We start from the raw sequence: 23,962 nt of genomic DNA, 5'->3' as shown, positions 1-23,962 counted from the left end.
TCGGCCGGCACCTCTATCGCAAGCTTGCTTGGACTACTTGGCATCGCGGCCTTCCCATTCCTCATAAAACTGATCCAAATAGCGCTCCATAAACGAATGCCGGCTCTCGGCGATCCGCCTGCCGCTATCCGTGTTCATCAAATTTTTCAGCTTCAGCAGCTTCTCGTAAAAATGATTGACCGCCGTCGATTTGCCATGCCTGTAAGATTCGCGGGTCATCTCCGTCCGCGGCGGCAGCCCGGGATCGTACATCAAATCGCCCTTCCAGCCCGCATATGCAAACGTTCGCGCTATGCCCATGGCGCCGATCGCGTCCAGCCGGTCCGCATCCTGCACGACCTGCGCCTCCTTCGTCGCGACCGGCGGGTTATGTCCGCCTTTAAACGAAATGGTGCTTATTATCTGCATGACATGCGCGGCGGCATCGGCTTGGACGCGGTGCAGCTCCAGCCAATCCCGCACCTTCCGCAGTCCCGCTTCCATGGACGGATTCAGCTTCTCGTCCGCGATATCATGCAGCAGCGCGGCCAGCTCGCATACGAAGACATCCGCGCCTTCCTCCATGGCGATGCGCCGGGCCAAGCGGGTCACCCGCTCGATGTGCCACCAGTCGTGACCGCTGGAATCGGTTTCCAGCTGCTTTTTAACATAAGCTCTCGCTTCATTCAACAGCCATTGTTCGTCCATGTTCATTTTCCTTTCAGGTGCCTAGTCTCGTATTCCTAAGTATAAGTGGAATGAGCGGCCGGAACAATGCCGATGCTCTGCGAGCGGACTTATGCATAGCCCCCGAATTGCCTCCTACCGGTACATCCGCACAAACATCAGGACTAAAGACTACATAGTTTAAAAAACAGGTGCTTGCGTCTAATGCAAATTTTATCAGAAATGGAAGTGACCGTTATGGCACAAGGTGTCGTGGACGTATATATCTCAAACGAGCTGAAGGATAAATCGCTGATGCTCATATCCAATTGCGAGGGAGGGCCGGCGAACGACCTCCATGTCATCCCAGACGGAACCGAGCTTTCGCTGATTCTCGGCGAAACGGCGCAAAACGTCGTCGTCACCCACAGTCAAAGCACGGAGTGTTCGTTCAATTATATCGAAATCGACGAGCAAACCGCGAAGACGTTCGGATTGCAGGATGGCAGCCGGGTTATGCTGACCTATAATGCCGGCAGAAACGAGCTGCGGCTGCAGCGGTTGACGAAGAACACGGCAACCGGACTGATTCTGGCCAATCCCCGCAAACAGGCCGCACACTCCATCATCATCGGCTACAGGCTGCTCAGCAAGCTGGGGATTCCTGGCCAGCCGGGCATGCATGTAACGCTGCGCAAAGGACCGCTCAGCAAAAGGCTGAAGCTCATCGTACCCGAAAATGCTTACTCCGGCCATATTCGTCTTCACCCGGGCAATCTGCGCCGCTTCGGTCTCAATGCAGGCAAATCGACGCCGCTTGAATACGACCAATCCTCCCGCACGCTGCGGATCGCCACAGCTGCTCCCACGGCCGTTAAACGGCGGTCTCGTCCGCCACAGTCCGCGGCGCCGGTATTGCCGCACCGTTCGGGAGCAGTCCCGGGGGCGTCCATCCCAGGCGGCAAACCGACTGCCAAGCGGAGCCGGACTGAAACGGCGTCATCCGGCGGCAGCTCAAGCGGCACCGCAGCAGCCGGCTCGAGGCGGCCGAATAAAAAGCCGGGCGACGCAAGGCGCAGCGCCGGTACTGCAGCAAGGCCGCGCAAATCCGGCTCCGCGCACGGCTTAGCGGCGAAGCCGGCCCGACCGCGGCAGCCGGGAATGGCGGTTGTCCGTCGCCGTCTGGTCGCCGTCAAGCCTGCGGGCGCCTCGGGAGCTTTGCTTGTCTGGGACAAAGTAAAGCCGTAAGGCCGGTCGGTCGAGCCGTAGTGATGAGCATGAGACCTTGAATCCGGAGGCTGTCCGCACTCAAAATATACGATCAAAGCCTGACGGCTGATGATCCAGCAGAAAAATTGGATGCGCACGATCGATGCCCTCGGTCAGCTCCGGCTGCCTATTTTCGGAATCGTTCGAATGAGGAACCCTCATACGTTAAGCCCTTCATTTCCGGCCATCGTATGGATTCGGTGCCATTCCACGCTATCCCGGATGGTGTCTTCAAAAGGTCTAAACGAAATTTGCAGCTCCTTGAGAGCCTTTGCGCTGCTCGTGCGCTTCATTTCCGTCATGACCCGCAGTTCCCCGACAGACAGGTCGGTTTCCTTTTGCCTGAGCGACGCTATCCTTTCGTTCAACCATGTCGACATATACACCATCGGGAGCGGGTATTTCCGGGTGGGGCTTTTCACGCCGGACACTTGCTCCATGATCCGGAACAGCTCTTCCAGGCTTTTGTGATACGCGGACACGATGTACCGCTCTCCGCCCGGCGCCGTTTCGGCTGCGCCGATCATTGCCGACGCCACATCGCGCGCATCGACGACGTCAATGCCGGAAGGAAAATAGCCCGGCAGCTTGCGGTTAAGAAAATTCAGCACCAGCTGGCCGCTCCCCGTCGGCGCGGCATCGCCCGGCCCGAACATCCATGCGGGCATTATCGTAACGACCGAAATGCGATGCTTCCGCGCCAATGCTTCGATTGCCAAATCCCCGATCGCTTTGCTTTTCCCGTACAAATTGAGCGTTTCGTGCGGATTCAGCAGGTCGCTCTCATCGCTGATCCGCCCGTCCTCGCGCTTGCGAATGGTTGCATTCGTGCTTGTGTGGATGATTTTCCCGATTCCATGAAGCTTCGCGAGCTCGAACAGACGAACGGTCCGGATCACATTTACTTTTTCCAGGTTCGTCCAATGGTCCCCGTTGCGGAACGTTTCCCGAAAATAGGCGGCCGTATGAAAAAGTACGTCGCAGCCGCTCAGCCGGTTCGCCCATGAATCCACATCCATCATATCCCCCTCAACCAGCTCCACATCCAGACTGCGCAGCAGCCTGTCCGCTTTGGAAAGCGACCGCGCCAATGCCTTGACCTGCCATCCCTTCTCCGTCAATGCCCGTACCAAATTATTGCCCAACAATCCCGTTCCTCCAGTTACAAAAGCGCGCATCCATTCCATCTCCTTTTAATTATTTATTGATAAATAAATTGACTTCCAAAAAAAGCACCGTTTCAATCCTTGAGCTCATTTCTCGGGCTCACGCTTGAAAAGGTACATTTCCGGCATATCCAAAACCTCGATCACGACGAGAAATTGCCCTGTCGCCATGAATTTCGCCGCTTCCTCCTCGGCATGGTGCACGTCCGCTTCCCGGAATCGAGCTTCGATCGTTCGGTGAATGCTCCGATAAATGTCTTTGACGTGCTCGCGAATCGGGGGTTCCGCAATGGTGTAAGCCTGCATGACCATCAGCACTTCGTCGCGATGCGCGGCCATAATCGCCTGAAAGGAATGCCCCATATTTTTGACGATGCGGTCGGCGGAGCCTTCGACATGGGAGAATGCTTCTTCGATCCTGGCCGCCGCCCGATCGAGCACCGCTTTAAACAACTCCTCCTTATTTTTGAAAAAATGAAAAATGTAAGGCTGGGTCACACCCGCCGCTTTGGCAACTTGCGCCGTCGTAGTTTTGTAATACCCCAGCTCCCCGAAAATTTTGACAGCTTCCTCGACGATTATCGTTTTCTTATCTGCGCGTACGATACAACCACCCTCGCAATCATTTATTTATTGTTAAATAAATAATAAAAAAGCCCGCACGCATTGTCAAGCTAAAATGCAAAACCGCCTCGAACACCACTATATGAGCGGGGATGGAAGCGGCATTTTTATGTAAATTCATAATCAGAGCGGGTGGCTGGAAATTCGACGGTCTGCTAGCTCTCGTCGGCGCTGGGACCGTAAATAGCCGGGACCGGAACCTCGAGCAGACGAAGATAAACTGTCAGCTGCCCCCGATGATGGTACCAATGATTGAGCATTAATGTACGCACCATTTCGATTCGTGGCACTTCCAAGATCGGGATGCCTTCACGGGTGAGCTTCCATGCCTCCATGAGACCGGCTTCTCCCCATGTGAGAAGCTTCTTTTCGGCCAATTGCATGTATTTATCATGTGCCGACAAGATCTCGTCCAGCGATGCCGCTTCAGGCAGAGGGACTACCGGGACTTCTCGAATCGATTCGTCCAAAAACTCGGCCAAGCCTCCGGGCACGCCCGCGACATGCAAAGCCAGCTGGCCTAGTGACATCGACTTTTCATGCGGCTTCCAGGAAAGCTTGTCCGACGGCACCCGTTCGAGCACCCTCCGGGTCGATTCCGCTTCCCGTTTTAACTCTGCGATCAACCAATCCGAATAATTCATAAGGCTCCTCCTCAATATGCTTGACTACGCTAACCATACCATAAAACAACAAAAGAAGTTTCTTTTTAATTGCTGATTACCCTTTATCGATTACAGGCGATCGCCGGCTTCTGCCAAATGCGATTTTTCACCTTTCGCTTTCCTGTTTCCACACCGGTCCAGGTTCCTCTTGTTTCGGATTCATGTATAGTCAAACCGCTGCCCATGGCTGGACAGCCGTCGTAACAGCCTCGCCGGTCACGATGGACCGCTCGATCATCAGTCCGATATAATGATCCTGCGATGCGTCCGGCAGTCCGTAGAAATCGGGGCCTCCCGCCGCATAGTCCGCCATCTTCGCCAATACCGTCGCAACGGCGATTTCATCGTCATACAGCCGGCATGGGGCGAACGGATTCGTGTACACCCACTGATCGCCGGCCATGATGCCTTTCAAATAATGCCCTTCCAGGTTGCCGTTTTCTCCCTTGTTGATCCGCTTGAAGTCCATATGCAGCGGTGTCGCGTAATCGGCCAGCACATTGACGCGCCGGTCGGCGATTTCGCCGCGGTCGCCGCGGACCGACACATAGCTGGAGCGCACCCATGAAAAATATTGCTCGCCGGTAAAATCGTACACACCGAGCTTGCCGCCAAAATCGATCCACGCCATATCCCGCTTTGCCGTCACGGTCGTTTCCATCGTCGGCGGTCCGCTGCGGTTGGGGCCCCCTATGAGCGGAGCCTCATGACGCATCGCCCGGATCGTGGCTTCGCCATGCCCGAAGCCGAGCAGCTTGCGCAGCAGGTTGACGCCGTGATAGCCGTGCGCGGCGGATACGTACGCTTCGGACACCGTGCCCAGCCGGCCGGATGCCGCCAACGCCAGCCGCGCGGCATGCAGCGGCTGGAAGTGATACTGCTCGGCCACCTGAATGCGCGCGCCGCGGCGCGTCAGCTCGTACAGCGCGAGCAGCCCTTCCAGATCGGCGGCCGGCGGCGTCTCCGCCAGCGCCGGAATGCCGCGTTCGGCCAGCGCGAACAAGTAGCCGGGACAATCCGCCCGCGCAACCGAAACGACGACGAAATCCGGCTGCTCCTGCGCCAGCAGCTCCTCAAGGCTGCGATAGACGGACACGCCCCATTTTTCCCCGAACAGCCGTCCTTTTTGCTCATTCCTTACGACAACGCCCGATACATGGAATAATTCCGGCAGTTCTCTGGCGGCGCGCAAAAAAAACTCGGAGCGGAAGCCGCCCCCGATTATGCTAAACGATGTCTTCCCGGCCAAGTCGCAACCATCCTTTCTGTTTCCTCCGTTTAATTTTCATGCTGATTCGATTATACAATATCGTCCGGTTGAACTCATCCCCGTATCCCGGCGGCCGCTGCGTCCAAAAACCAAAAAGCCTGTTCCCTCCGTAATAGACCGTTAAAGGGAACAGGGTTTTATTGTTTTTTCAAGTTTTTATCCTTGTCGTCGCCGTGCTCGTCCTCGTCTTCCTTTTCTTCCTTCTGCTCCTGAACCTGCACGCTCGTTTGCCCCATGATGTAATCAAACGGCTGATACCGGCTGTCCGGAATATTTTTCTTAATAACCGCTTTCGTCATAATATAAATGATCAATATAAACACTGGGCCGATTAATGCCAGCAATATGATCGACGTAATATCCACAGCTATCAATCCCTTTTTTGCTGTAGTATACCATATGCGCACTCACGGCATAACATTTTCCGAAAAGCCACCCGGTCCAAAAAACGGCATTACGCGAAAATTCGCACATGGGCCGCCTTATTATAGACGATAACGATTGGACTAAAGCTTGCGCAAACGAACGAGCAGGCTCTGGAAATCGCCATGCAGCTCGACCGGGATGCCGAATCCCGCATACAGCAGCTCGTCCCCGCCGTACACCTCATCCGTACCGACCGCTCGGTAGGCGGCGTCCGGGTCCAAGCCTTTGAGCTTCAGCCGCTTCAACGGTTCGTTCGGCTCGCACAGCACTTTAAAGTAGCAGACGAGGCAGTCGCGTCCATCTTCCGAAACAAACATCCAGGCAGCTTCGCTGCCTTCGAAAGGGCTGAGCAGCCGATAAAACGTGCCGAATTGGACGAAGGTCCGAAGCTCTTTGTACAGCTCCACCTGCCGTTTCGCAAGTCCGCGCTCCTCCGGAGTGAACCTCGTCAAATCGAGCTCATAGCCGAAATTGCCGGACATCGCCACATCGCCGCGCATCATAAGCGACGTCGTACGGTGAACCTGATGGTTCGGCACCGCGGATACATGGGCGCCCATCGAGCTGATCGGGTAGACGATGCTCGTGCCGTACTGGATTTTCAGGCGGGAAACCGCATCCGTATTGTCGCTCGTCCATGTCTGCGGCATGTAGTGAAGAATGCCCGGATCGAACCGCCCGCCGCCGCCCGAGCAGCTTTCGAACAGCACGTTCGGAAACGCCGCGGTGATCCGCTCCATCACATCGTATAGCCCGAGCATATACCGGTGCGCCGTCTCTCTTTGCCTTTCCGGCGGCAGGGAAGCGGAGCCGATCTCGGTCATATGCCGGTTCATATCCCATTTGACATACGTAATCGGCGCGCTGTTCAGCACAGCGGATACCGTCCCCACGATGAAATCGCAAACGTCCCGGCGCGACAAGTCCAGAATCAGCTGGTTGCGCCCTTCCGAACGCGTACGTCCCGGAACATGCAGGCACCAGTCCGGATGCGCGCGGTACAGCTCGCTTTCGGCGGAAATCATCTCAGGCTCGAACCAGAGCCCGAACTGCATGTCCAGCTTCGTAATCCGCTCCGCCAAATCGTTCAGGCCGCCGGGCAGCTTGTTCACATCGACGAACCAGTCGCCTAGCGACGTTTTGTCGTCGTTGCGCTTGCCGAACCAGCCGTCGTCCAGCACGAACAGCTCGATACCCAGCTGCTTGCCGGCTTGGGCGATCTGTTCGATCTTGTCCGCGTCAAAGTCAAAGTACGTCGCTTCCCAGTTGTTGATCAGCACCGGCCTCGGCTCGTCGCGGAACTTCCCGCGGCACAGCCGCGTCCGGTACAGCCCGTGATATGTCTGCGACATGCCGTTTAAGCCGTCCGGCGAATATACCATCACCGCCTCCGGCGTCTGAAAAGCTTCGCCCGGCGCAAGCAGCCAGCTGAAGTCGAACGGATTGATGCCCATGCCGACGCGAGCCGTATCGAATTGATCGACCTCGACAGAGGCTGTGAAATTTCCGCTGTACACAAGGCTGAACCCGTATACATCCCCATGATCCTCGGTTGCGCCATTGGCAAGCAGGGCAATGAACGGATTATGCTGGTGGCTGCTGGCTCCGCGCCGGCTTTCTACCGATTGGGTGCCCGGAACGAGCGCTCTTTTTTGCACATGCCTTTCCCTCGACCAAGCTCCCGACAGCTGCAGCAGCCCGTAGTCGCGATGCGGGAAATCGACGCTCATGCTCAGTGCGCGCAGCACCTTCAGCGGCGTTTCCCCGTCATTGGTCAACCGGACCGAACGGGTCAATACATTTCGCTGCTCGTAAACGGTGTAGCTAAGCGCCGCCCGCAGACCGCTTAAGGCATCCTTGAGGACAATCTCCAGCGTTTCGGCTTCCGTATCCTGTTCGACATAAGTTGCGGGAAGCCCGTTCAACCCCGGTTTGCCACGGCGGATCGTATGCGATTCATATTGCAAATCCGAAACGGTCGAGCCGTTGTCAAGCTGAACCTGCACCGCCGGCTGGCGGTAATCCGTACTGCCGTACGATGGATATTCCTGCGGCAGCCAATCGAGCGAAAAGCTTCTGTCCGGAGGATGCGGATTCGGCGAAAACGCCCGGTCGATGCCGGTGCGCAGCAAGCGACCGCCCTGCAGCCTGCTCAGCTTGCGCCCCCAATACAGATGGGCCAAATAGCCCGAATCGAAAATTTGCAGCCCGTAGCTCATTTCTCCGGCCCGGAGGTGAAAAATGCGCTGCTGCTCATCATAAACAATGCTCATCCGTTAACCCACTCCTCAACGAAATAAACTCTCATACGCCTACTTTGCATACTACCTGTTCCGAAGCGCCGAATCCATGGATGAACCGAGTGTCATATGGACAAATGTAGGTGAAAATGGAATAGGACAATTCGGCGTGCGCATATGCATAAAGATAACACATGACGACGAGGTGAGCCTGATGACAAAAAAATCATCAATGACGCTTGGACAATTCATGGACAGACCGCAAAAAAGCCGCCGCCACCGTTCCGTGCTGTTCATGCGAATTCCCGGGGGAATTAGAAGCACCGCCAAAATTTTCCGTTATATTTTCAGCTGAAGTCCAAATACGACTCTGGCCTGGCCGCCGTACCCAGAATAAGCGCACGTGCAAAAAAGCTTGAGGCTGTTACGCCCCAAGCTTTTTGCTTTCGTTTCGCTATTGATAATGGTCAACCATATTTCATCCTTATTTGCGGCCCAAAACGTGGATCGGATGGCCCAGCGCCACTTCCGCGGCGTCCATCGTAATCTCGCCTAATGTCGGATGCGCATGAATGGTCAGCGCAATATCTTCCACGGTAGCGCCCAATTCAATCGCCAGCGCCATCTCGGCAATCAGGTTCGAAGCTTCCGCCCCTACGACCTGTGCGCCAAGCAGCAATCCGCTGTCTTTATCGCCGATCAGCTTCACGAAGCCTTCGGATGCGTTCATCGTCATTGCGCGGCCATTGACGCCATACGGGAACTTGCCGACCGAGAGGTTGATCCCTTTCTCCTTGGCTTCCGTTTCGTTCAAGCCGACGCTCGCGATTTCCGGATCGGAGAATACGACCGCCGGAATACATTTGTAATCGACTACGCTCGGCAAACCGGCAATCGCTTCAGCCGCGATCTTGCCTTCGTAAGTCGCTTTGTGGGCAAGCGCCAGACCGGGAACGATATCGCCGATGGCATAAATATGCGGCACATTCGTCTGGCATTGCTCGTTGACCTTGATAAAGCCGCGCTCGCCGATTTCGACACCCGCCAGCTCCAGCGACAAGTCTCCGTCCGTATTCGGACGGCGTCCGACCGTAACGAGCACATACTGAGCCGTCACCTTTTGCTCTTCGCCTTTGACCGTGAACGTAACGGTAACGTCTTTATCGGTTTGCTCGCAGCCTTGAGCCAGCGCCTCGGTGAATACTTCGACGCCGCCTTTTTTCAAATTGCGCGCAACCAGGGAGGACATTTCCTTCTCAAAGCCGGGCAGTACGGAATCCGAGCCTTCCAGCACGGTAACTTTCGCTCCCAGCTTCGCGTAAGTTTGACCCAGCTCGATGCCGATATATCCGCCGCCGATGACAACCAGGCTTTCCGGCACTTCGGGCAGATCCAACGCTTCTGTGGACGACAAAATGCGGCCGCCGAACGGGAACGTCTTCAGCTCGATCGGACGGGAGCCGGTTGCGATAATGCAGTGATTGAACCGGTAGCGCGCCGTTTCGTTATCGTTGAACAGACGGGCCTCGTGATCGTTGATGAACAGCGCCTCGCCGTTAAATATTTGTACTTTATTGCCTTTTAGCAGTTGGCCGACACCGCCGGTCATTTTCTTCACGATGCCGGATTTCCATTCCTGCACTTTGCCGAAATTGACCTTAACGTTTTCGGCGGTAATGCCGATCGCGTCGTTATGCGCTGCCGCCTCGTACTGATGCGCCGCATTGATCAATGCTTTGGACGGGATGCAGCCGCGGTTCAGGCAAACGCCGCCCACCTCGGACTTATCGACAACCAATACGCTTTTGCCCAGCTGGGCGGCGCGAATGGCCGCCACATATCCGCCGGGACCGGCGCCGATGACTAGAACGTCAATTTCAACGGAAGCGTCTCCTACTACCATTTGTTACACCTCCATAATAAGAAGCTCTGGATCAGCCAACAGCTGCTTGATATAGTTCAAGAAGTTTTGAGCTGTCGCGCCGTCGATAATACGGTGGTCGAAGCTTAACGACAATGCCATGACCGGAGCGATGACGATTTCGCCGTTTTTCACGACCGGCTTCTCGGCGATGCGTCCCGTACCGAGAATCGCCACTTCCGGGAAGTTGATGATCGGTGTGAAGAACATCCCGCCTGCCGAGCCGATGTTCGTGATCGACAGCGTGCTGCCTTTCATTTCGTTCGGAGCCAGCTTGCCTTCGCGGCCGCGGGCTGCCAAATCTTTGATCGAGTCGGCGATAGCCCAAATATTTTTGCGATCCGCATCGTGGATGACCGGAACGATCAAGCCGTTGTCGGTATCGGTAGCGATGCCGATATTGTAGTACTTTTTGTAGACGATCTCGTTTTTCTCTTCGTCGATCATCGCATTCAGCGCCGGGTATTGACGAGCCGCTGCGATCAACGCCTTGACGATAAACGGCAAATAAGTGAGCTTGACGCCTTTCTTCTCTGCCGCGGCTTTCGCTCTGCCGCGCAGGGCGACGAGCTGGGTGACGTCGACTTCGTCCATCAGCGTCACATGCGGAGCCGTGTACGCGGATTTGACCATCGCATTCGCAATCGCTTTGCGAATGCCTTTGAGCGGAACGCGTTCCTCGACGCGTTCGCCAGGCGCCGCCGCTGCCGATGCTGCAGCGGCCGGAGCCGCTTGCGCCGCGGAAGCTTCGCTTGCGGCGGCAGGGGCTGCCGCAGGCGCGCCGCCTGCGGCGAAGGCGAGAACATCTTCCTTCGTCACGCGGCCGTTCGGCCCGCTCGGCGGGACTTGCCCGATGTTCAAGCCTTTTTCGCGAGCGAGCTTGCGCACGCTCGGCGTTGCCAGCACCGCGCCGCCGGCAGGCGCGCCGGGAGCGGGCGCCGCTGCGCTGGCCAGCGGCGTGTCGAGCTTCGAGCTCGCGACGTTGGCCGCGACCGCGCCGCCTACAGCGCACTCGGCTTCCGGTTCGGCCGCCGGAGCTGGAGCCGCCGCCGGTGCAGCAGGCGCACCGGCTTCATGCCCGTGGCTCGCCTGCTGAGGCACCGCGCCTTCCACTTCGATCGTCGCGATCAAATCGCCGATCGTACAGACCGTACCTTCGGCGACCTTGATGTCGACGATTTTACCTTCTACGGGGGACGGAACTTCTACGGTCGATTTATCGTTCTGCACTTCCATGATGATCGTCTCGTCATTGACTACATCGCCCGGCTTGACAAGCCATTTCACGATTTCGCCTTCGTGAATTCCTTCGCCGAGCTCCGGAAATTTATATTCGAATACCGCCACTTGAGCAACCTCCTAAGGGTGGCGTACGCGGGAATTGTTGAGGTTTGAGTGTAAAAAGAAATTATTGCGTTCACTCTGGCCGTTTCCGGAACCGTGCCGACTGCCTCCGGCCGCTGTTGAAAACAGGTTTCCTTATTAGACGGATTTTCGATGAAGAAACCTGTTTTCAAAGGCGGCACGTAAACTCTCCGTCAGTCACACGGTCCTCCAACTCTTCGTGATCGAATTCTTTTTAAACTCCAAAACCGGCAATCCCGCTACGCTTGGGATATATAGGGCAGGCTTGCGAGTACCGGCAAGCCTATTGGTATGAATTACATGTACACAGCGTTTGGTACACCGCGTTTTTCACTACTTGCCAAGCACTCCTAGAAGTGTGGTGAATAAGTCGCCGGAGAGTCGGTATGGAGTCGGAACAGCGAGTAGAGACCCATACCGACCGCAGGCGACTTGTTTTTCACCACATCTCTAGAAATCCAATACTTTATTTAAACCGGCTACGATGCGGGCAAGGTTAGGAAGCCATTGGTCCTCGACTTGCGCGAAAGGATACACGGTATCCGGAGGAGTAACGCGCAGTACCGGAGCTTCCAGATGAAGAATCGCTTTTTCGTTGATTTGTGCGATCACTTCGGCCGCAACGCCGGAAGATTTTTGCGCTTCCTGCACGACGATCGCGCGATTCGTTTTCTTGACGGATTCAACGATCGTTTCGATATCAAGCGGCATCAATGTGCGCAGGTCGATAACCTCGACTTTCGCACCGCGTGCTTTTTCGATTTCCTCGGCAGCCTTCAGCGACGTGTGCACCATAGCGCCGTAGGTGATAATGGTGACATCCGAGCCTTCGCGGACGACATTCGCTTTACCGATTGGCACCGTATAATCGCCCTCAGGCACTTCCGCGCGGAACGAGCGGTATAAGTTCAGATGCTCCATGAAAAACACCGGATCGTTGTCGCGAATCGCGGAGATGAGCAGCCCTTTTGCATCATAGGGATTGGAAGGAACGACAACCTTGATGCCCGGCGTTTGAGTCAGCAAGCCCTCCAACGGGTCGGTATGCAGCTCGGCCGCTTTGACGCCGCCGCCAAAAGGCGTTCTGAACGTAATCGGCGCATTATAGCGGCCGCCGGAACGGTAGCGCATCCGTGCCGCCTGAACGGCGATTTGGTCCAAAGCTTCGTAAATAAATCCGACAAACTGAATTTCGGCAATCGGCCGGAAGCCTTGAATCCCCATGCCTACAGCCAAGCCGCCGATCGCGGATTCAGCCAGCGGCGTATCGAATACGCGCTCTTCCCCGAATTCCGCCTGAAGTCCTTCCGTAGCACGGAATACACCGCCGACTTTACCTACATCTTCCCCGAATATTACAACGTTAGGATCGCGCTGCAGCTCGACGCGCATTGCATCCTTGATCGCTTGAATCATTGTCATTTGTGCCATGGTCTGCTTTTCCTCCCCTTTTACCCGATATAATCCGCTTTTTGCTCTTCCAAATGATGCGGCGTCGTTTCAAACATGCTGTCGATCAAGCCGGGAACGGTCATTTTTTCCGTTTGCTCCGCTTTTTTGATCTCCTCGGCTACTGTATTTTTCGCATCCTCGACCACTTGGTTTTCCTCTTCTTCGGACCAGAGTCCTTTGGCCGTCAAGTAGATGCGGAAACGGTTCAGCGGATCTCTCGTCGCTTCCCATTCCGCCGTTTCTTCTTTCGTCCGGTATTTGGACGGATCGTCGCCGGACATCGAGTGAGGCAGGAAGCGGTAGGTGATTGCTTCGATCAGCGTCGCGCCTTCGCCGTTGCGGCCGCGCTCCGCCGCGTCCTGAACCGCTTTGACTACGGCCAGTATGTCCATGCCGTCGACCTGTACGCCTTTGATTCCGGCAGCAACCGCTTTATGGGCAACCGACATCGCGGCGGTTTGTTTGGCGAAAGGAGTCGTAATTGCATATCCGTTATTTTGAACGACAAAAATCGTTGGCAGCTTAAACGCGCCGGCAAAGTTCAATCCTTCATAGAAATCGCCCTCGGAGGAGCCTCCGTCACCGGTATACGTAATCGCCACGCGCTTTTCGCCGCGTTTTTTAAATGCCATGGAGACGCCCATCGCATGCAAAATTTGCGCTCCGATAATAATTTGCGGCATCAATACATGAACATCGGCCGGAATTTGTCCGCCGTGCTGATGGCCGCGGGAATATAGGAACGCTTGATACATCGGCAAACCGTGCCACACGATTTGCGGCATATCCCGGTAGCCCGGACAGATGAAATCGTCTTTATTCAAAGCGAACTCGCTGCCGATCATAGTTGCTTCCTGTCCGGAAACCGGAGCATAGAAGCCGAGACGGCCTTGGCGGGTCAAGTTGACGGCCCGTTGATCCCAGGTGCGTGTAAACACCATGCGTCTCATCAGTTCTTTCAATTGATCGTCAGTCAATTTCGGCATTTCATTTTCGTTCACCACGGTACCATCAGGCGCTAAAACGGACAAAGGCTGCACCTCGGACACAGCCACTTCATACGGCTTACTCATGTACATTCACCTCAACGATAGATTTTGATGCCATCCTACTGTACTTTCTGTTATAGTATCATTATAAACCTGTTTTTTAAATTAACACAACTACTCTCTTGAATTATATGATTTTTTTAGAAATAACGCTATATAACAGATTCAATATACATATAATACAGAAGAAGAAATTTTACAAAACTATTATAATACAACAGGAGGCACGTCAAATGGACGACCCGATATATTACAAGCGCACCATGATCAAGGAGCTTGTCCCGTCCAGCTTTTTAGGGGAGCCGCGAACGGTACGTGTATTATTACCCCCAGGGTACCAGGAATTAATCTCCTACCCCGTCATATACTGCCAGGATGGAGAGCAGTTCATTAATTTCGGGCGGATAGCGACTCATATGAACCGGTTGATTTACGATGAAGGCGTTGATCCGGCGATTATTGTATGTATTGATACGGTGACTGCGGTTCGGACGCAGGAATACGCCCCCGAAGGCGCGCGTTTCGCGAATTACTGCCGGTTTTTCACACAGGAGCTGCTGCCGTTTATCGAGCAAAAATATAACGTGCGCACAGCGGCCGACGAACGCATACTGGCGGGCGATTCGCTCGGCGGCACGGTATCGCTGCACCTCGCCTTAGATTATCGTAGCCTATTTGGCAAAGTTATATCCTTATCAGGAGCATTTTTGCAGCAAACCCGGGAACGGATTGCCGCGGAAGCGGACTTGTCGTGGCTGCAGCTGTATATGCTGATCGGGCTGGAGGAACAAGAGGTGACGACGGAACGCGGCAAGTTCGATTTTTTGGAGGCGAACCGGGAGGCTTTGATGCTGCTGGAGGCAAGAAGCTGCCGGCTGACCTATCTGGAGAAGCCGGGCAAGCATTTGTGGGGCTTTTGGCAGCATGAGCTGCCCGCCGCGATGAAGCTTATGCTGAAATGAGCGGCGGCCCATTTTGTTCAGATTGCGGAATGTCCTGCAGTCGATGCCGTACGATTTTTCAGTCGGGCTCGAAGCTGTTCGTCAATTCGCGAATAAAGGTTTGGATCGAGGCGCACATATATGTTTCCTTCCGGTACACGATGCCGGCCGTCCGCTGCGGCACCGGATTGACAATTGGAATGATATGTATGCCCGAACAGTCGGCGGTTTTCAAAAAAGAGCCGGGCAAAACTGCAGCGCCTATGTTGCTTCGCGCCATTTGCAGCAGGGCGTCCAGGGTGGACAGCTCAACAATCGGTTTTAGCGTGAAGCCGCTTTGCGTGCAATAAGCATCCATCATTTGCCGTACGAGAAACTTGTGCTGGAGCATGATTACAGGGTGCCGCTGCAGCTCCTCCAATCGGATGGATGGAGTGCCGGCCAGGCCGCTGTGTACGGATACGGCCAGCTGCAGCCGCTCGTGAAATAACGGGGCGCTGTGCAGCAGCTCGTCCTCTAACGGTAAAAAAACGACGCCGAGATCAAGCCGGTTCGTTAACAAGCCTTCTTTCGTTTCATCCGTCGCCAGCTCCATAACGGAGAGCTCAACGCCTGGGTGCAGCCGGTGAAAAGCGATAATGGCGGAGGTCAGCAGATGATTGCCCGAAGCGCCGATGCGCAGTCGCCCGCGCTGCAAACTGCTCAGCTCATTAATCGCCGCAGCGGCCTGCTCCAGCTCATGAAACATATTGCGGCTGTGCTTGAGCAAAATTTGCCCCGCCTCCGATACATACGTTTTTTTGCCTATCCGTACAAAGAGCGGCGCGCCGACCCGGTGCTCCAGCAGCTGAATTTGATGACTGAGCGTAGACTGGTTGATGCCAAGCTTTTCAGCCGCTCTCGTAAAGTGCAGCTCCTCGCAAACCGCTATAAAATATTGCAGCAGCCTGTGCTCCATATCGTAGTTCCCCCCGCTTTCAAAATGTCCGGTCGTCCGGCGAATCAATGCCGAGGCGCAAGCGGACCGTTCTTTCAACCGCTGTTGCCGGACGTTTCTTGCCTGGGACCCGCTTGACAGTTGAATCCGGAAACACAGGCTTAGCGCTGGCGCTTTTCCGGAACGATTTCGTCCTTTCCGCTTCCCATCGCCGGATCAATCATCGATTGTATCAATAATAATAAGGTTTATTTTGTAATTGATCAATGATACCGAGACATTTTATAGTGGGAAGTAGCAAAACTATTTATTTCCAAATTGGAGAGGCGGAACCCGATCATGAATCCGATACGGATGGAAAAGGTACAACAAAGCATAAATATTTATCCATGCCCGACAGCCAAGCCCAAGCCAGGCCAACAATCGCTTGGCTTCGGCGTGCATTTTACCGATCGCATGTTTTTAATGGATTATTCCGCAGAGCAAGGCTGGCATGACCCGCGCATTGTTCCTTACGAGCCGCTGCAGCTCGATCCTGCATCGATGGTTTTTCATTACGGCCAGTCCGTGTTCGAAGGATTGAAGGCTTACCGGACCGACGATAACAAGGTCTTCTTGTTTCGGCCCGACAAAAATGCGGAGAGAATGAATCGCTCCTGCGACCGATTGAACATTCCCCGCATCGACGAATCGCTGTTCGTGGAAGCTGTGCAGACTATTGTCCGGCTGGAGGCGAACTGGATTCCCGTAGGCAACGGCGCCTCGCTGTATATTCGTCCGTTTATTATCGCTACGGAAGCCGCCCTGGGCGTGCGCGCCTCGAACCGTTACCTGTTCGCGATCATTCTTTCCCCTGCGGGAGCTTATTTCGGGGAGGGGCTGAAGCCGGTGCGCATCTTTGTCGACGATCACTATGTCAGAGCGGTGCGGGGAGGAACCGGACATGCCAAGACACCCGGTAATTACGCGGCGACCTTGAAGGCGCAAACCGAGGCCAAAGAACGGCAGCATTGTTCCCAGGTGTTGTGGCTTGACGGAATCGAGAGAACATATATCGAAGAAGTCGGCAGCATGAACGTTTTTTTCAAAATAAACGGCGAAGTCCTTACACCCGAATTGAACGGCAGCATTCTCGAAGGAATTACACGCAACAGCGTCATCCGCTTGCTCAAGCAATGGGGTATTCCCGTTACGGAACGAAAAATTGCGATCGACGAAATCGTCCGTGCGGCCGAGAACGGCGGTTTGGAGGAATCGTTCGGCACAGGAACGGCTGCGGTCATTTCGCCGATCGGCGGATTGTTTTGGAACGGGAACGACATCCCGGTCAACCAGGGGAACGTCGGGTCCTGCTCGCAAAAGCTGTACGATACGTTGACGGGAATACAATACGGGAGATTGCAGGACGAATGGGGATGGACCGTGGAATGTTAGGCTGCCGACAGGGGCATTTTTACAAGAAGCGAAGCCGGTACCGGACCCGCTTCGCTTTTTGAACGGCCGTGAGCGCATCAAGCATTCCTATGCAACTCGTTTATGATCGCATCTGCTTCCCATCCGTTAACCAGGTAGGGGATCGCGACGCCATACATGTTCTATCACGTTAACAGCTGCAGTATCAAAGCGTAAGCCTCGTGCCGGTTTGGGCCGCCAGCCGCACATGATCCAATAATTTGTGCACGTCGACGGCCGTACGAAAGTCAGGCGCGTTGTACGTACTGTCCAGCAGATCGTTGTAAATTTGCGTATACAAGCCGGCAACGTTGAATACCGGACCTGCCTGTATACCCGCAGGCAGCAGATTGTATTGCGGCGGAACAGGCAGCCATTCAATCGTTTTGCCGTCGGCGTGCGCTCCTTTTACGACAAACGAGTCCATTTGAAACATATAATTTTCTTCGGACTGCAGCAGCAAATCTCCCTCCGTTCCGTTGATTTCAATCGAAAGTCCTCCCCGATGCGTGTTCCGGATCTGGGTGCTTACAATCGTCCCGCCTGCCAGCTTTCCGTTTACGACGACATGGTCCGGCGCGGTCGCTTGCACGACTTCCCCTGTTTCCGCGACTTTGACTTGTTTGATCTGGGTTTCCAGGATCGCCGAGATTTCGGAAAACGAGCCGAACATATACGTGATGCCGTCCAGCAAATGTCCGGCGGTAATCGTCAGCTGGTTGGCGCCATTGGCCTCCTCCAGCAAATACGCGCGGGATTGGTTGATCTGTTTGGACCGTGTCGGAAACACCGGCATGGCATAGCTGCAGTGCACAGCCAGCACGTCTCCGACATAACCGTCGGCGATCAGATCTTTGACATAATGAAAAGCAGGGTTGGCGCGGGCCTGCAATCCTGTAAAGTGGCGAACTCCCTTAGCCTCCGCAGCTTGCAATAGACCTGACGCTTCCTCCGTCGTCCGCCCGAGCGGAAATTCACTGAACACATGTTTCCCCGCCTGCAGAGCGGCGCGGATCAGCTTGTCGTGGTCGGGAACTTTAACCGCAATCGTCACCAGGTCAACGTCGGGATGCATCGCCAGCTCATACGGGTCCGTAAAAGCGTTGGGAATGCTGAAGCGCTCTGCCGTTGCCTCGGCGCTTGTTTGCCGGGTCGTGCTGACCGCAGTCGCCCGGAATTGAGGCAATGCCAGCAGCGCCGGAAGATGCGCGACACCTCCCCATGTTCCGCCCAGACTGGCACCGATCACGCCGACACCGATCGGGTTTCCGTTTTTGAATGCTGTCATAAGAACATCGCTCCTTTTTAAGTGGCTGTAGACATACATTAATACATATACTAAAATTAAGTAAGTAGGCACTTTATAGTGCGCAGCGAACATTATGGTGCATTGGAGGAATATTATGACCCCACCATCGGCAGTCAAACCCGATATTTCGGTAACGGAATGCGCTTATCGGCGGGTGCTCGAAATCATTTCCAACAAGTGGACGGTGCTCGTCATTTTTGCTTTGGAAAGCGGGACCAACAGGTATGGCGAAATTAGAAGACGCATTGCCGATATCTCCCAAAAAATGCTGACCCAGACGCTCCGGCAGTTGGAACGGGACGGATTCGTCAAGCGCAATGTCCACCCGTCGATCCCTCCGGCCGTCGAATATGAGCTGACCCCGCTAGGGGAAACGCTCATCCCGCATATGCGGCAAATGAAGCAATGGACGACAGACTATTATTCGCAGGTGGAGCAGGCAAGGAGAAGCTATGACGAAGCGCACGCTCCCGGTCAGACGAAATAAGCTCCGCGTCGTGCATGACCCCCGTCATGAAAGGAATTGCCCGTATCGGCGGAGCCGGGCCGCACAGGAACAAAGTCCCCCAAAAGTGACGTGAAGCTCCGAAGCCAATTCCGATTACTTTTGGGGGAGCCCCCGGTTATCCACAGAAATTTGCTGCGCATAATTTCCTAAAAAGCAAAAAAGCGCCGACGGCTAAGCCATGCCATGGCGCTCTTTCTGGGGTAAGCTATACGGGAAAAAAATGCGCCGCGCTGCACGGCACGCCTTCGGGCCAACGGTCTGTGAGAAGCCGGGAAAGGAGCTTACATGGAAAAATACAGCACATTAATCGGCGTCGTTCTTGAAAAACTCGGTCAAACCTACAAAGAATTGACCTTTAATTACAACGGCCTCGACGCGATTCTGAAAGAACATTCCGCCGAGGAAGCGGCCAATACGCCGGAGCTGATCACAATCCGCGATCTGCGCGATACGTACGGAGAGCTGATCGCTCAATTGGAGCAGCGTTGGCCCGGCATTAAAGACTAATATCGGACTTATCAAGCCGGTAAATGCCGCTGCAAGAAATCAGCCGATCCCGTAGCGCGCCTTTAGTATGGCGACCGTCTCGGCAATTTGCCGCTCTTCCGGCAGCTGCAGGGGACCGTCCTGGACCGCTGCCGGAAGCTTGTGCGCGCGCACCGTCTGCTTCACGGAGCTGACGAACCGCTGCTCGTCCGCAAGTCCGATCAGCTCTTCCAGGCTTGCCATACTGCGCTCCTCTACCTCGGGAAAGGAGCCTGCCGCCGCACCCGCCGCCGCGATCCGGTAAAACTCGCGCACCAGCGCGGCTTTGCCGTCACCGTCCCCGCGTACGACCACGAACGCCTGCACGACAATCGCATGCGCTTGCCGCCGCTGCGCGATTCCGCAAAACTTGCGTCCGCCAATGCTTAAATCATAATCACCGGGGCAATAAGAGCCTGTGATTTCGCCTTTTTCAACATCCGGCGACAGCGTGCGCAGCGCTTCCTTGATAAGCCGATACATCGTTTCGAAATCTTGCCGGAAATCGATCTGCCCTTGCGCCTTCGGCAGGACGAGCGAAATATTGACGACGCCCGAATCAAGCGGAACCGCGGAGCCGCCCGAATTGCGCACAGCCACCGAGCAGCCCTGCGCTTCCAGCCATCGCTTCGCCTCCGCCGCATGCGGCAGACGGCTGTCCCGCAAGCCCATGACGAAGGCGCAGGGATGCCGCCAAAGATGGACGATCGGCATCCCTCCCGCTCCCGTCTGCCGGCAGAGCAGCTCGTCCAAGGCAAAAGGCACAAGCACCTCATCGTGCCCGACCGATTGCGTTCGATCCCATATCAGCATATTTCCGGGCAATGACCACGATTCCGCTTCCATCTCGTTCGCCTCCTCTTTCCGCTTGATTCCATCGTCCCGACATATTTCACATTGGTTGAAACCCGGCTATATCGTCGATCATCACGCTGACGCTTCTTTAAAATAAGTCTGCCCGTTTCCGCTCGTTATTTGCAGCAGATGATTAAGCGGCCGCCTTCTGGGACGAAGGTTTATCCAGCATATAAGCAATGCCCGTCGTAGCAAGCAGCATCAAGCCGGTGACCCAGAATACGCTGTGAATCGAAAAGACCCCGCTGATCACGCCGCCGACCAGCGGGCCCAGCATCCCGCCCAATTGATTGGCCGTCTGACTCAGCCCGAACGCGCGCCCGCGGAATTCGGCGGCCGTCGCCCGGACAATCAGTGCGTTCAGAGCCGGAAACACCGCACAAAAAAAAGCGCCGTACACAAACCGGACAATCGAGAAGCCCCAAATTTCGTGCATCGGGATTTGCGCCAGATTGCCCAGCCCGCCAACCAGCAGGCCGACGATTAATATTTTGCGGAAGCCGATTTTATCGCCCAGCTTCCCCCACCGCGGCGCAAACAAGATGCTCGCTACACCGACCAGGGAGAATACGATGCCCGCCAACAGCGATGCATCTTTGACCGAGCCGCCGAGCTGTATGATATATAAGGGCAGTATCGGCTCGATCGTCATAACGGAAAGCTGAGTCAATAAAATCAAACAAAGCACCATCAAAAACGGGCGGTTTTGCGTAATATCCCCAATCGGTCCGAAAATCGGCGTTTTTTGCTTAGGGGCGGCGAATTTCTCCTCCTTCACCCAGAACAGAATCAACAGCGTCGCCAACAGGACGAAAACGCCTGCGCTTGCAAATGCGACCCGGTTTTCGAACAGCTTGGAAATAACGCCGCCGAGCAGCGGTCCCATAATGCCGCCGGTAGCGGTCGCCGTGGACATCATCGACAAAGCGTAGCCGACCTTATCCTCAGGCGTATTCGTTCCGACAAGCGCGATCGATCCCGGAATAAATCCGGTCAACAGCCCCTGCAGCACCCTCAGCGCCAAAAGCTCGTACGGATTCGTCACAAATGCGGTCAGTACATAAATAATAAAAATGACGAAGCCGGCGCGCACAATCATCGGTTTCCGTCCGTATTTATCGCCCATCGCTCCCCAGAAGGGCGCCGAAATCGCACCCGCCAAAAAGGCGGAGCTGTATAACAAGCCCGCCCACATTTCGAGATGCTCGCTGACGCCGATATGGATAAGAAACAAAGGCAGGAACGGGACGACCATTGTAAAGCTTGCCGATGTGACGAAGCACCCTACCCATAATAGCCATAAATTTCGCTTCCAAGTTTCCATCCGAGCCTGAATCCTCCTTGCTGCTGCATCTGGTTGAAAAAAAATTCCACCGGAACAACGCTAATACACGTTATCGTATCACCAGGAAATTATTCTGTAAACCTTCGCCTGCCCCGGTCATCCGTCGTTGCAAGCCAGGATACACGGCTTCGTCGTCCTTAAGAGACGTGCGCGTTTTATCAGGGGCGGCAAGGCAGCGTATAAAACAACCAAAAAAGACGGTCGAGGATTTCATCTCCTCAACCGTCCGGGCTCAATATTCCATACCGACAATTTTCGCTTGCCCCCAAGGGGCGACCTTTACGGCGACGATCATATTCCGGGCTTTATCCTCGAGCTGACGTCCCGTTCCTTCCGGAACGTAATACTGCTCCAGTCCGTACTGCACGCGGATCGACTCGCCCCAAGCGGAACGCACCTTGCCTTTGAGCACAACTTCCCCCGGCCCGGCTGCAGGTTTGGCGTCGTAGATTCCGGCCGCCTCATACAATCCGTTCGCCGGCTTCAGCAGAACATAGACGCGGCTGTCCTGCGCCGGCCGCTCTCCCGTTCCTTTCCACAAGCGCGCCTCCGGCTGGCTGATTTCGTAGCCCAGCGTCACGTAATCGCCATACAGCAAATCGCGAGGATCGACCGGCGCCGTTTTCAGCTTGATTTCTTGGCCGAACCAGCCCACCGCATAGTATGAGCCGGCAATTCCGCCCAAAAACAGTATCTGCAGCAGCACGACCGCAATCAGCAGCCTGGTGCGGTTTTTGCCCGTTAATACCCCGGAATGTCCGCTCATGAGGATCCCCCTCCTTTAACCTCGTCAAAAAATTGCTTTTTCCTGCGGTTCAGAAACCAGCTTAACAACAGCAGCAGCAACCCGCCCAATATGAAAAACAGCGATTTATCCATGAATGCCCATGTTAATTTGCCGTACGCCACCATTGTTGCGCAAATAAAAAGCACGGTGCCGAAATTTATTTTAAACCGCCATTCCTCGATATATCCTCTCCAAAGCACATAGAGCGCGAAGAAAAATAGCGCCAGCAAGTAAAGGACCGCAGCACCGGACGGCAAGTAGGCGAACGGTACGACCAAAATCCATTCGAACGCGCTGGAAGCACGCTTATGGATCAGCTTGCCATACACCGAGACAGCGAACAGCAGCAGCATAATGAGTATAAAATTAGTCGCTCCCGGCAGCAGCTCCCTCAGCCGAATCACGCCTGTATCGTCGTAGAACAGAACGGCAATCACGTCAAAGACGAAAGCGGCGATTAGCGGCACCGACTGCACGGCGTATCCCGGGCTGCGGTCCTTCAAATAATCGCCTGCCGTGTACAAAGCCATAACCGGAACGAAGAACCATAAAGCTTTCCAGTCCTTGCTTGCAACCAGAATGAGCGATTGGATGACAAAGCTCAAGCTGAAGCACCAGGTCAGCAGCGCGTTCTGACGTTTCCAGCCGTAGTAGCCGAGTCCGACGATCATGATTGCGAAAGCGATGCCGCTGAAATGATGCATTTCCAGAGAACTGTAAATTTGAGCCGACGTGAAAATCAGCAGGCTGAGCAAATACAGGAAACGGCTGCGGTATATATAGGTGAGCACCGTTCCGGCGATTCCCCAGACGATGAACGACGTGATGTCGTAAGCAACCAAATGGAACATTTGGCCCGTTAAAATAATCCCGCTCCCAAAAGCGGTCAAACCGAGCGCAACCATGGCTATCCCGAGCTTGTCGTGGCCTTTTCTCAGCAGCATTTCTCCTCCGGTATAAAAGGCCGCCATAACCGTCGCGATCAGAATGAGCCGCGCCAGCTGCGGAATATCCTGCCAATTGGCGGCGACAAAGCTTAAGATGCCGAGTCCGACCAATATTGCGCCCAGCAGCGGGAGGATGCCGATTGCATGCTTTTTATCTTCATATAAGCCGACGATTTGCTCGTACTGCTCGCGGGTTACGATTCCGCGTTCCACCCACCTCAGCCCTTCATGTTCAACCCATTTTTTGCTCATCGCACATGCACC

At 54.9% G+C, this 23,962-nt stretch carries 23 protein-coding genes and 1 pseudogene; 6 read left to right on the top strand and 18 right to left on the bottom strand.

The window, feature by feature from the left end; genetic code table 11:
• Window positions 1-33: 33 nt before the first annotated feature.
• Complete coding sequence (locus tag E1757_RS14100; RefSeq protein WP_133229062.1) at window positions 34-687, bottom strand: HD domain-containing protein; 654 nt, start codon at window positions 685-687, stop codon at window positions 34-36.
• A 183-nt stretch (window positions 688-870) separates the two neighbouring features.
• Between E1757_RS14100 and E1757_RS14095 the strand changes: the two genes are divergently transcribed.
• A complete protein-coding gene (locus E1757_RS14095; protein ID WP_133229060.1) occupies window positions 871-1,893 on the top strand; it encodes a hypothetical protein in 1,023 nt (340 codons plus the stop codon).
• 179 nt (window positions 1,894-2,072) lie between these two features.
• Here the strand turns inward: E1757_RS14095 and E1757_RS14090 are convergent, their stop codons facing one another.
• The 7 genes and pseudogenes from E1757_RS14090 to E1757_RS14065 form a co-directional block, all read right to left on the bottom strand.
• The gene (locus E1757_RS14090; protein ID WP_165972117.1) at window positions 2,073-3,092 is read right to left on the bottom strand and encodes an NAD-dependent epimerase/dehydratase family protein; all 1,020 of its coding nucleotides are present in this window, start codon (window positions 3,090-3,092) and stop codon (window positions 2,073-2,075) included.
• Between the two features lie 75 nt (window positions 3,093-3,167).
• Window positions 3,168-3,533: a hypothetical protein gene (locus tag E1757_RS14085; RefSeq protein ID WP_246079193.1), complete on the bottom strand. Its 366-nt coding sequence runs from the start codon at window positions 3,531-3,533 to the stop codon at window positions 3,168-3,170.
• Between the two features lie 45 nt (window positions 3,534-3,578).
• Window positions 3,579-3,626: pseudogene (locus E1757_RS37195) on the bottom strand (hypothetical protein); the annotation flags it as partial.
• A 233-nt stretch (window positions 3,627-3,859) separates the two neighbouring features.
• Window positions 3,860-4,348 carry a DinB family protein gene (locus tag E1757_RS14080; RefSeq protein WP_133229054.1) on the bottom strand — a complete coding sequence of 163 codons (489 nt, stop codon included), beginning with the start codon at window positions 4,346-4,348 and terminating at the stop codon, window positions 3,860-3,862.
• Window positions 4,349-4,538: 190 nt separating this feature from the next.
• Window positions 4,539-5,618, bottom strand: coding sequence for a Gfo/Idh/MocA family protein (locus tag E1757_RS14075; RefSeq protein WP_133229052.1), 1,080 nt, complete (start codon window positions 5,616-5,618; stop codon window positions 4,539-4,541).
• A 158-nt stretch (window positions 5,619-5,776) separates the two neighbouring features.
• Window positions 5,777-6,004, bottom strand: a complete 228-nt coding sequence (locus E1757_RS14070) for a DUF3951 domain-containing protein (protein WP_165972116.1) — start codon at window positions 6,002-6,004, stop codon at window positions 5,777-5,779.
• A gap of 141 nt (window positions 6,005-6,145) precedes the next feature.
• A complete protein-coding gene (locus E1757_RS14065; RefSeq protein ID WP_133229048.1) occupies window positions 6,146-8,338 on the bottom strand; it encodes an alpha-galactosidase in 2,193 nt (730 codons plus the stop codon).
• Between the two features lie 181 nt (window positions 8,339-8,519).
• On the opposite strand from E1757_RS14065, the gene E1757_RS35800 reads away from it, so the two are divergent.
• Window positions 8,520-8,660, top strand: a complete 141-nt coding sequence (locus E1757_RS35800) for a hypothetical protein (protein WP_165972115.1) — start codon at window positions 8,520-8,522, stop codon at window positions 8,658-8,660.
• A 129-nt stretch (window positions 8,661-8,789) separates the two neighbouring features.
• Here E1757_RS35800 and lpdA read toward each other — a convergent pair whose 3' ends face one another.
• From lpdA to pdhA, 4 genes are all read right to left on the bottom strand, one after another.
• Window positions 8,790-10,208, bottom strand: a complete 1,419-nt coding sequence (gene lpdA, locus E1757_RS14060) for a dihydrolipoyl dehydrogenase (RefSeq protein ID WP_133229046.1) — start codon at window positions 10,206-10,208, stop codon at window positions 8,790-8,792.
• 3 nt (window positions 10,209-10,211) lie between these two features.
• Window positions 10,212-11,573, bottom strand: a complete 1,362-nt coding sequence (locus E1757_RS14055; RefSeq protein WP_133229044.1) for a dihydrolipoamide acetyltransferase family protein — start codon at window positions 11,571-11,573, stop codon at window positions 10,212-10,214.
• A 468-nt stretch (window positions 11,574-12,041) separates the two neighbouring features.
• Window positions 12,042-13,022, bottom strand: a complete 981-nt coding sequence (locus tag E1757_RS14050; RefSeq protein ID WP_133229042.1) for an alpha-ketoacid dehydrogenase subunit beta — start codon at window positions 13,020-13,022, stop codon at window positions 12,042-12,044.
• 20 nt (window positions 13,023-13,042) lie between these two features.
• Complete coding sequence (pdhA, locus tag E1757_RS14045; RefSeq protein ID WP_133229040.1) at window positions 13,043-14,116, bottom strand: pyruvate dehydrogenase (acetyl-transferring) E1 component subunit alpha; 1,074 nt, start codon at window positions 14,114-14,116, stop codon at window positions 13,043-13,045.
• A gap of 209 nt (window positions 14,117-14,325) precedes the next feature.
• On the opposite strand from pdhA, the gene E1757_RS14040 reads away from it, so the two are divergent.
• A complete protein-coding gene (locus tag E1757_RS14040) occupies window positions 14,326-15,054 on the top strand; it encodes an alpha/beta hydrolase (protein ID WP_133229038.1) in 729 nt (242 codons plus the stop codon).
• A 58-nt stretch (window positions 15,055-15,112) separates the two neighbouring features.
• Here the strand turns inward: E1757_RS14040 and E1757_RS14035 are convergent, their stop codons facing one another.
• A complete protein-coding gene (locus E1757_RS14035) occupies window positions 15,113-15,991 on the bottom strand; it encodes a LysR family transcriptional regulator (protein WP_133229036.1) in 879 nt (292 codons plus the stop codon).
• Between the two features lie 318 nt (window positions 15,992-16,309).
• Here E1757_RS14035 and E1757_RS14030 point away from each other — a divergent pair, with 318 nt between their 5' ends.
• Window positions 16,310-17,404, top strand: a complete 1,095-nt coding sequence (locus E1757_RS14030; protein WP_246079192.1) for a branched-chain amino acid aminotransferase — start codon at window positions 16,310-16,312, stop codon at window positions 17,402-17,404.
• A gap of 184 nt (window positions 17,405-17,588) precedes the next feature.
• Here E1757_RS14030 and E1757_RS14025 read toward each other — a convergent pair whose 3' ends face one another.
• Complete coding sequence (locus E1757_RS14025) at window positions 17,589-18,710, bottom strand: Gfo/Idh/MocA family protein (RefSeq protein ID WP_133229034.1); 1,122 nt, start codon at window positions 18,708-18,710, stop codon at window positions 17,589-17,591.
• 115 nt (window positions 18,711-18,825) lie between these two features.
• Here E1757_RS14025 and E1757_RS14020 point away from each other — a divergent pair, with 115 nt between their 5' ends.
• The gene (locus E1757_RS14020; protein WP_133229032.1) at window positions 18,826-19,218 is read left to right on the top strand and encodes a winged helix-turn-helix transcriptional regulator; all 393 of its coding nucleotides are present in this window, start codon (window positions 18,826-18,828) and stop codon (window positions 19,216-19,218) included.
• A gap of 306 nt (window positions 19,219-19,524) precedes the next feature.
• Window positions 19,525-19,746 carry a hypothetical protein gene (locus E1757_RS14015; RefSeq protein WP_133229030.1) on the top strand — a complete coding sequence of 74 codons (222 nt, stop codon included), beginning with the start codon at window positions 19,525-19,527 and terminating at the stop codon, window positions 19,744-19,746.
• A 39-nt stretch (window positions 19,747-19,785) separates the two neighbouring features.
• Here the strand turns inward: E1757_RS14015 and E1757_RS14010 are convergent, their stop codons facing one another.
• From E1757_RS14010 to E1757_RS13995, 4 genes are all read right to left on the bottom strand, one after another.
• Window positions 19,786-20,610, bottom strand: coding sequence for a lipoate--protein ligase family protein (locus E1757_RS14010; protein ID WP_133229028.1), 825 nt, complete (start codon window positions 20,608-20,610; stop codon window positions 19,786-19,788).
• A 142-nt stretch (window positions 20,611-20,752) separates the two neighbouring features.
• Complete coding sequence (locus tag E1757_RS14005) at window positions 20,753-21,943, bottom strand: MFS transporter (RefSeq protein ID WP_133229026.1); 1,191 nt, start codon at window positions 21,941-21,943, stop codon at window positions 20,753-20,755.
• A 253-nt stretch (window positions 21,944-22,196) separates the two neighbouring features.
• Window positions 22,197-22,730: a GDYXXLXY domain-containing protein gene (locus tag E1757_RS14000; RefSeq protein ID WP_133229024.1), complete on the bottom strand. Its 534-nt coding sequence runs from the start codon at window positions 22,728-22,730 to the stop codon at window positions 22,197-22,199.
• Window positions 22,727-23,950, bottom strand: a complete 1,224-nt coding sequence (locus E1757_RS13995; RefSeq protein ID WP_133229023.1) for a DUF2157 domain-containing protein — start codon at window positions 23,948-23,950, stop codon at window positions 22,727-22,729. Before E1757_RS13995 ends, E1757_RS14000 begins: the two co-directional genes overlap by 4 nt.
• Window positions 23,951-23,962: the final 12 nt, after the last annotated feature.

It is taken from the genome of Paenibacillus piri, from assembly GCF_004354045.1.
Classification (GTDB): Bacteria; Bacillota; Bacilli; order Paenibacillales; family NBRC-103111; genus Paenibacillus_S; species Paenibacillus_S piri.
This window is presented reverse-complemented; position numbering and strand designations above follow the sequence as displayed.

What these genes read in the sequence shown, in the direction of transcription:
- E1757_RS14010 (WP_133229028.1), bottom strand. Translation starts at nt 20,610, where the DNA reads ATGGAAGCGGAATCGTGGTCATTGCCCGGAAATATGCTGATATGGGAT.
- lpdA (WP_133229046.1), bottom strand. Translation starts at nt 10,208, where the DNA reads ATGGTAGTAGGAGACGCTTCCGTTGAAATTGACGTTCTAGTCATCGGC.
- E1757_RS13995 (WP_133229023.1), bottom strand. Translation starts at nt 23,950, where the DNA reads ATGAGCAAAAAATGGGTTGAACATGAAGGGCTGAGGTGGGTGGAACGC.
- E1757_RS14100 (WP_133229062.1), bottom strand. Translation starts at nt 687, where the DNA reads ATGGACGAACAATGGCTGTTGAATGAAGCGAGAGCTTATGTTAAAAAG.
- E1757_RS14080 (WP_133229054.1), bottom strand. Translation starts at nt 4,348, where the DNA reads ATGAATTATTCGGATTGGTTGATCGCAGAGTTAAAACGGGAAGCGGAA.
- E1757_RS14095 (WP_133229060.1), top strand. Translation starts at nt 871, where the DNA reads ATGCAAATTTTATCAGAAATGGAAGTGACCGTTATGGCACAAGGTGTC.
- E1757_RS14015 (WP_133229030.1), top strand. Translation starts at nt 19,525, where the DNA reads ATGGAAAAATACAGCACATTAATCGGCGTCGTTCTTGAAAAACTCGGT.
- E1757_RS14020 (WP_133229032.1), top strand. Translation starts at nt 18,826, where the DNA reads ATGACCCCACCATCGGCAGTCAAACCCGATATTTCGGTAACGGAATGC.
- E1757_RS14090 (WP_165972117.1), bottom strand. Translation starts at nt 3,092, where the DNA reads ATGCGCGCTTTTGTAACTGGAGGAACGGGATTGTTGGGCAATAATTTG.
- pdhA (WP_133229040.1), bottom strand. Translation starts at nt 14,116, where the DNA reads ATGAGTAAGCCGTATGAAGTGGCTGTGTCCGAGGTGCAGCCTTTGTCC.
- E1757_RS14000 (WP_133229024.1), bottom strand. Translation starts at nt 22,730, where the DNA reads ATGAGCGGACATTCCGGGGTATTAACGGGCAAAAACCGCACCAGGCTG.
- E1757_RS14040 (WP_133229038.1), top strand. Translation starts at nt 14,326, where the DNA reads ATGGACGACCCGATATATTACAAGCGCACCATGATCAAGGAGCTTGTC.
- E1757_RS14005 (WP_133229026.1), bottom strand. Translation starts at nt 21,943, where the DNA reads ATGGAAACTTGGAAGCGAAATTTATGGCTATTATGGGTAGGGTGCTTC.
- E1757_RS14035 (WP_133229036.1), bottom strand. Translation starts at nt 15,991, where the DNA reads ATGGAGCACAGGCTGCTGCAATATTTTATAGCGGTTTGCGAGGAGCTG.
- E1757_RS35800 (WP_165972115.1), top strand. Translation starts at nt 8,520, where the DNA reads ATGACAAAAAAATCATCAATGACGCTTGGACAATTCATGGACAGACCG.
- E1757_RS14025 (WP_133229034.1), bottom strand. Translation starts at nt 18,710, where the DNA reads ATGACAGCATTCAAAAACGGAAACCCGATCGGTGTCGGCGTGATCGGT.
- E1757_RS14030 (WP_246079192.1), top strand. Translation starts at nt 16,310, where the DNA reads ATGAATCCGATACGGATGGAAAAGGTACAACAAAGCATAAATATTTAT.
- E1757_RS14050 (WP_133229042.1), bottom strand. Translation starts at nt 13,022, where the DNA reads ATGGCACAAATGACAATGATTCAAGCGATCAAGGATGCAATGCGCGTC.
- E1757_RS14065 (WP_133229048.1), bottom strand. Translation starts at nt 8,338, where the DNA reads ATGAGCATTGTTTATGATGAGCAGCAGCGCATTTTTCACCTCCGGGCC.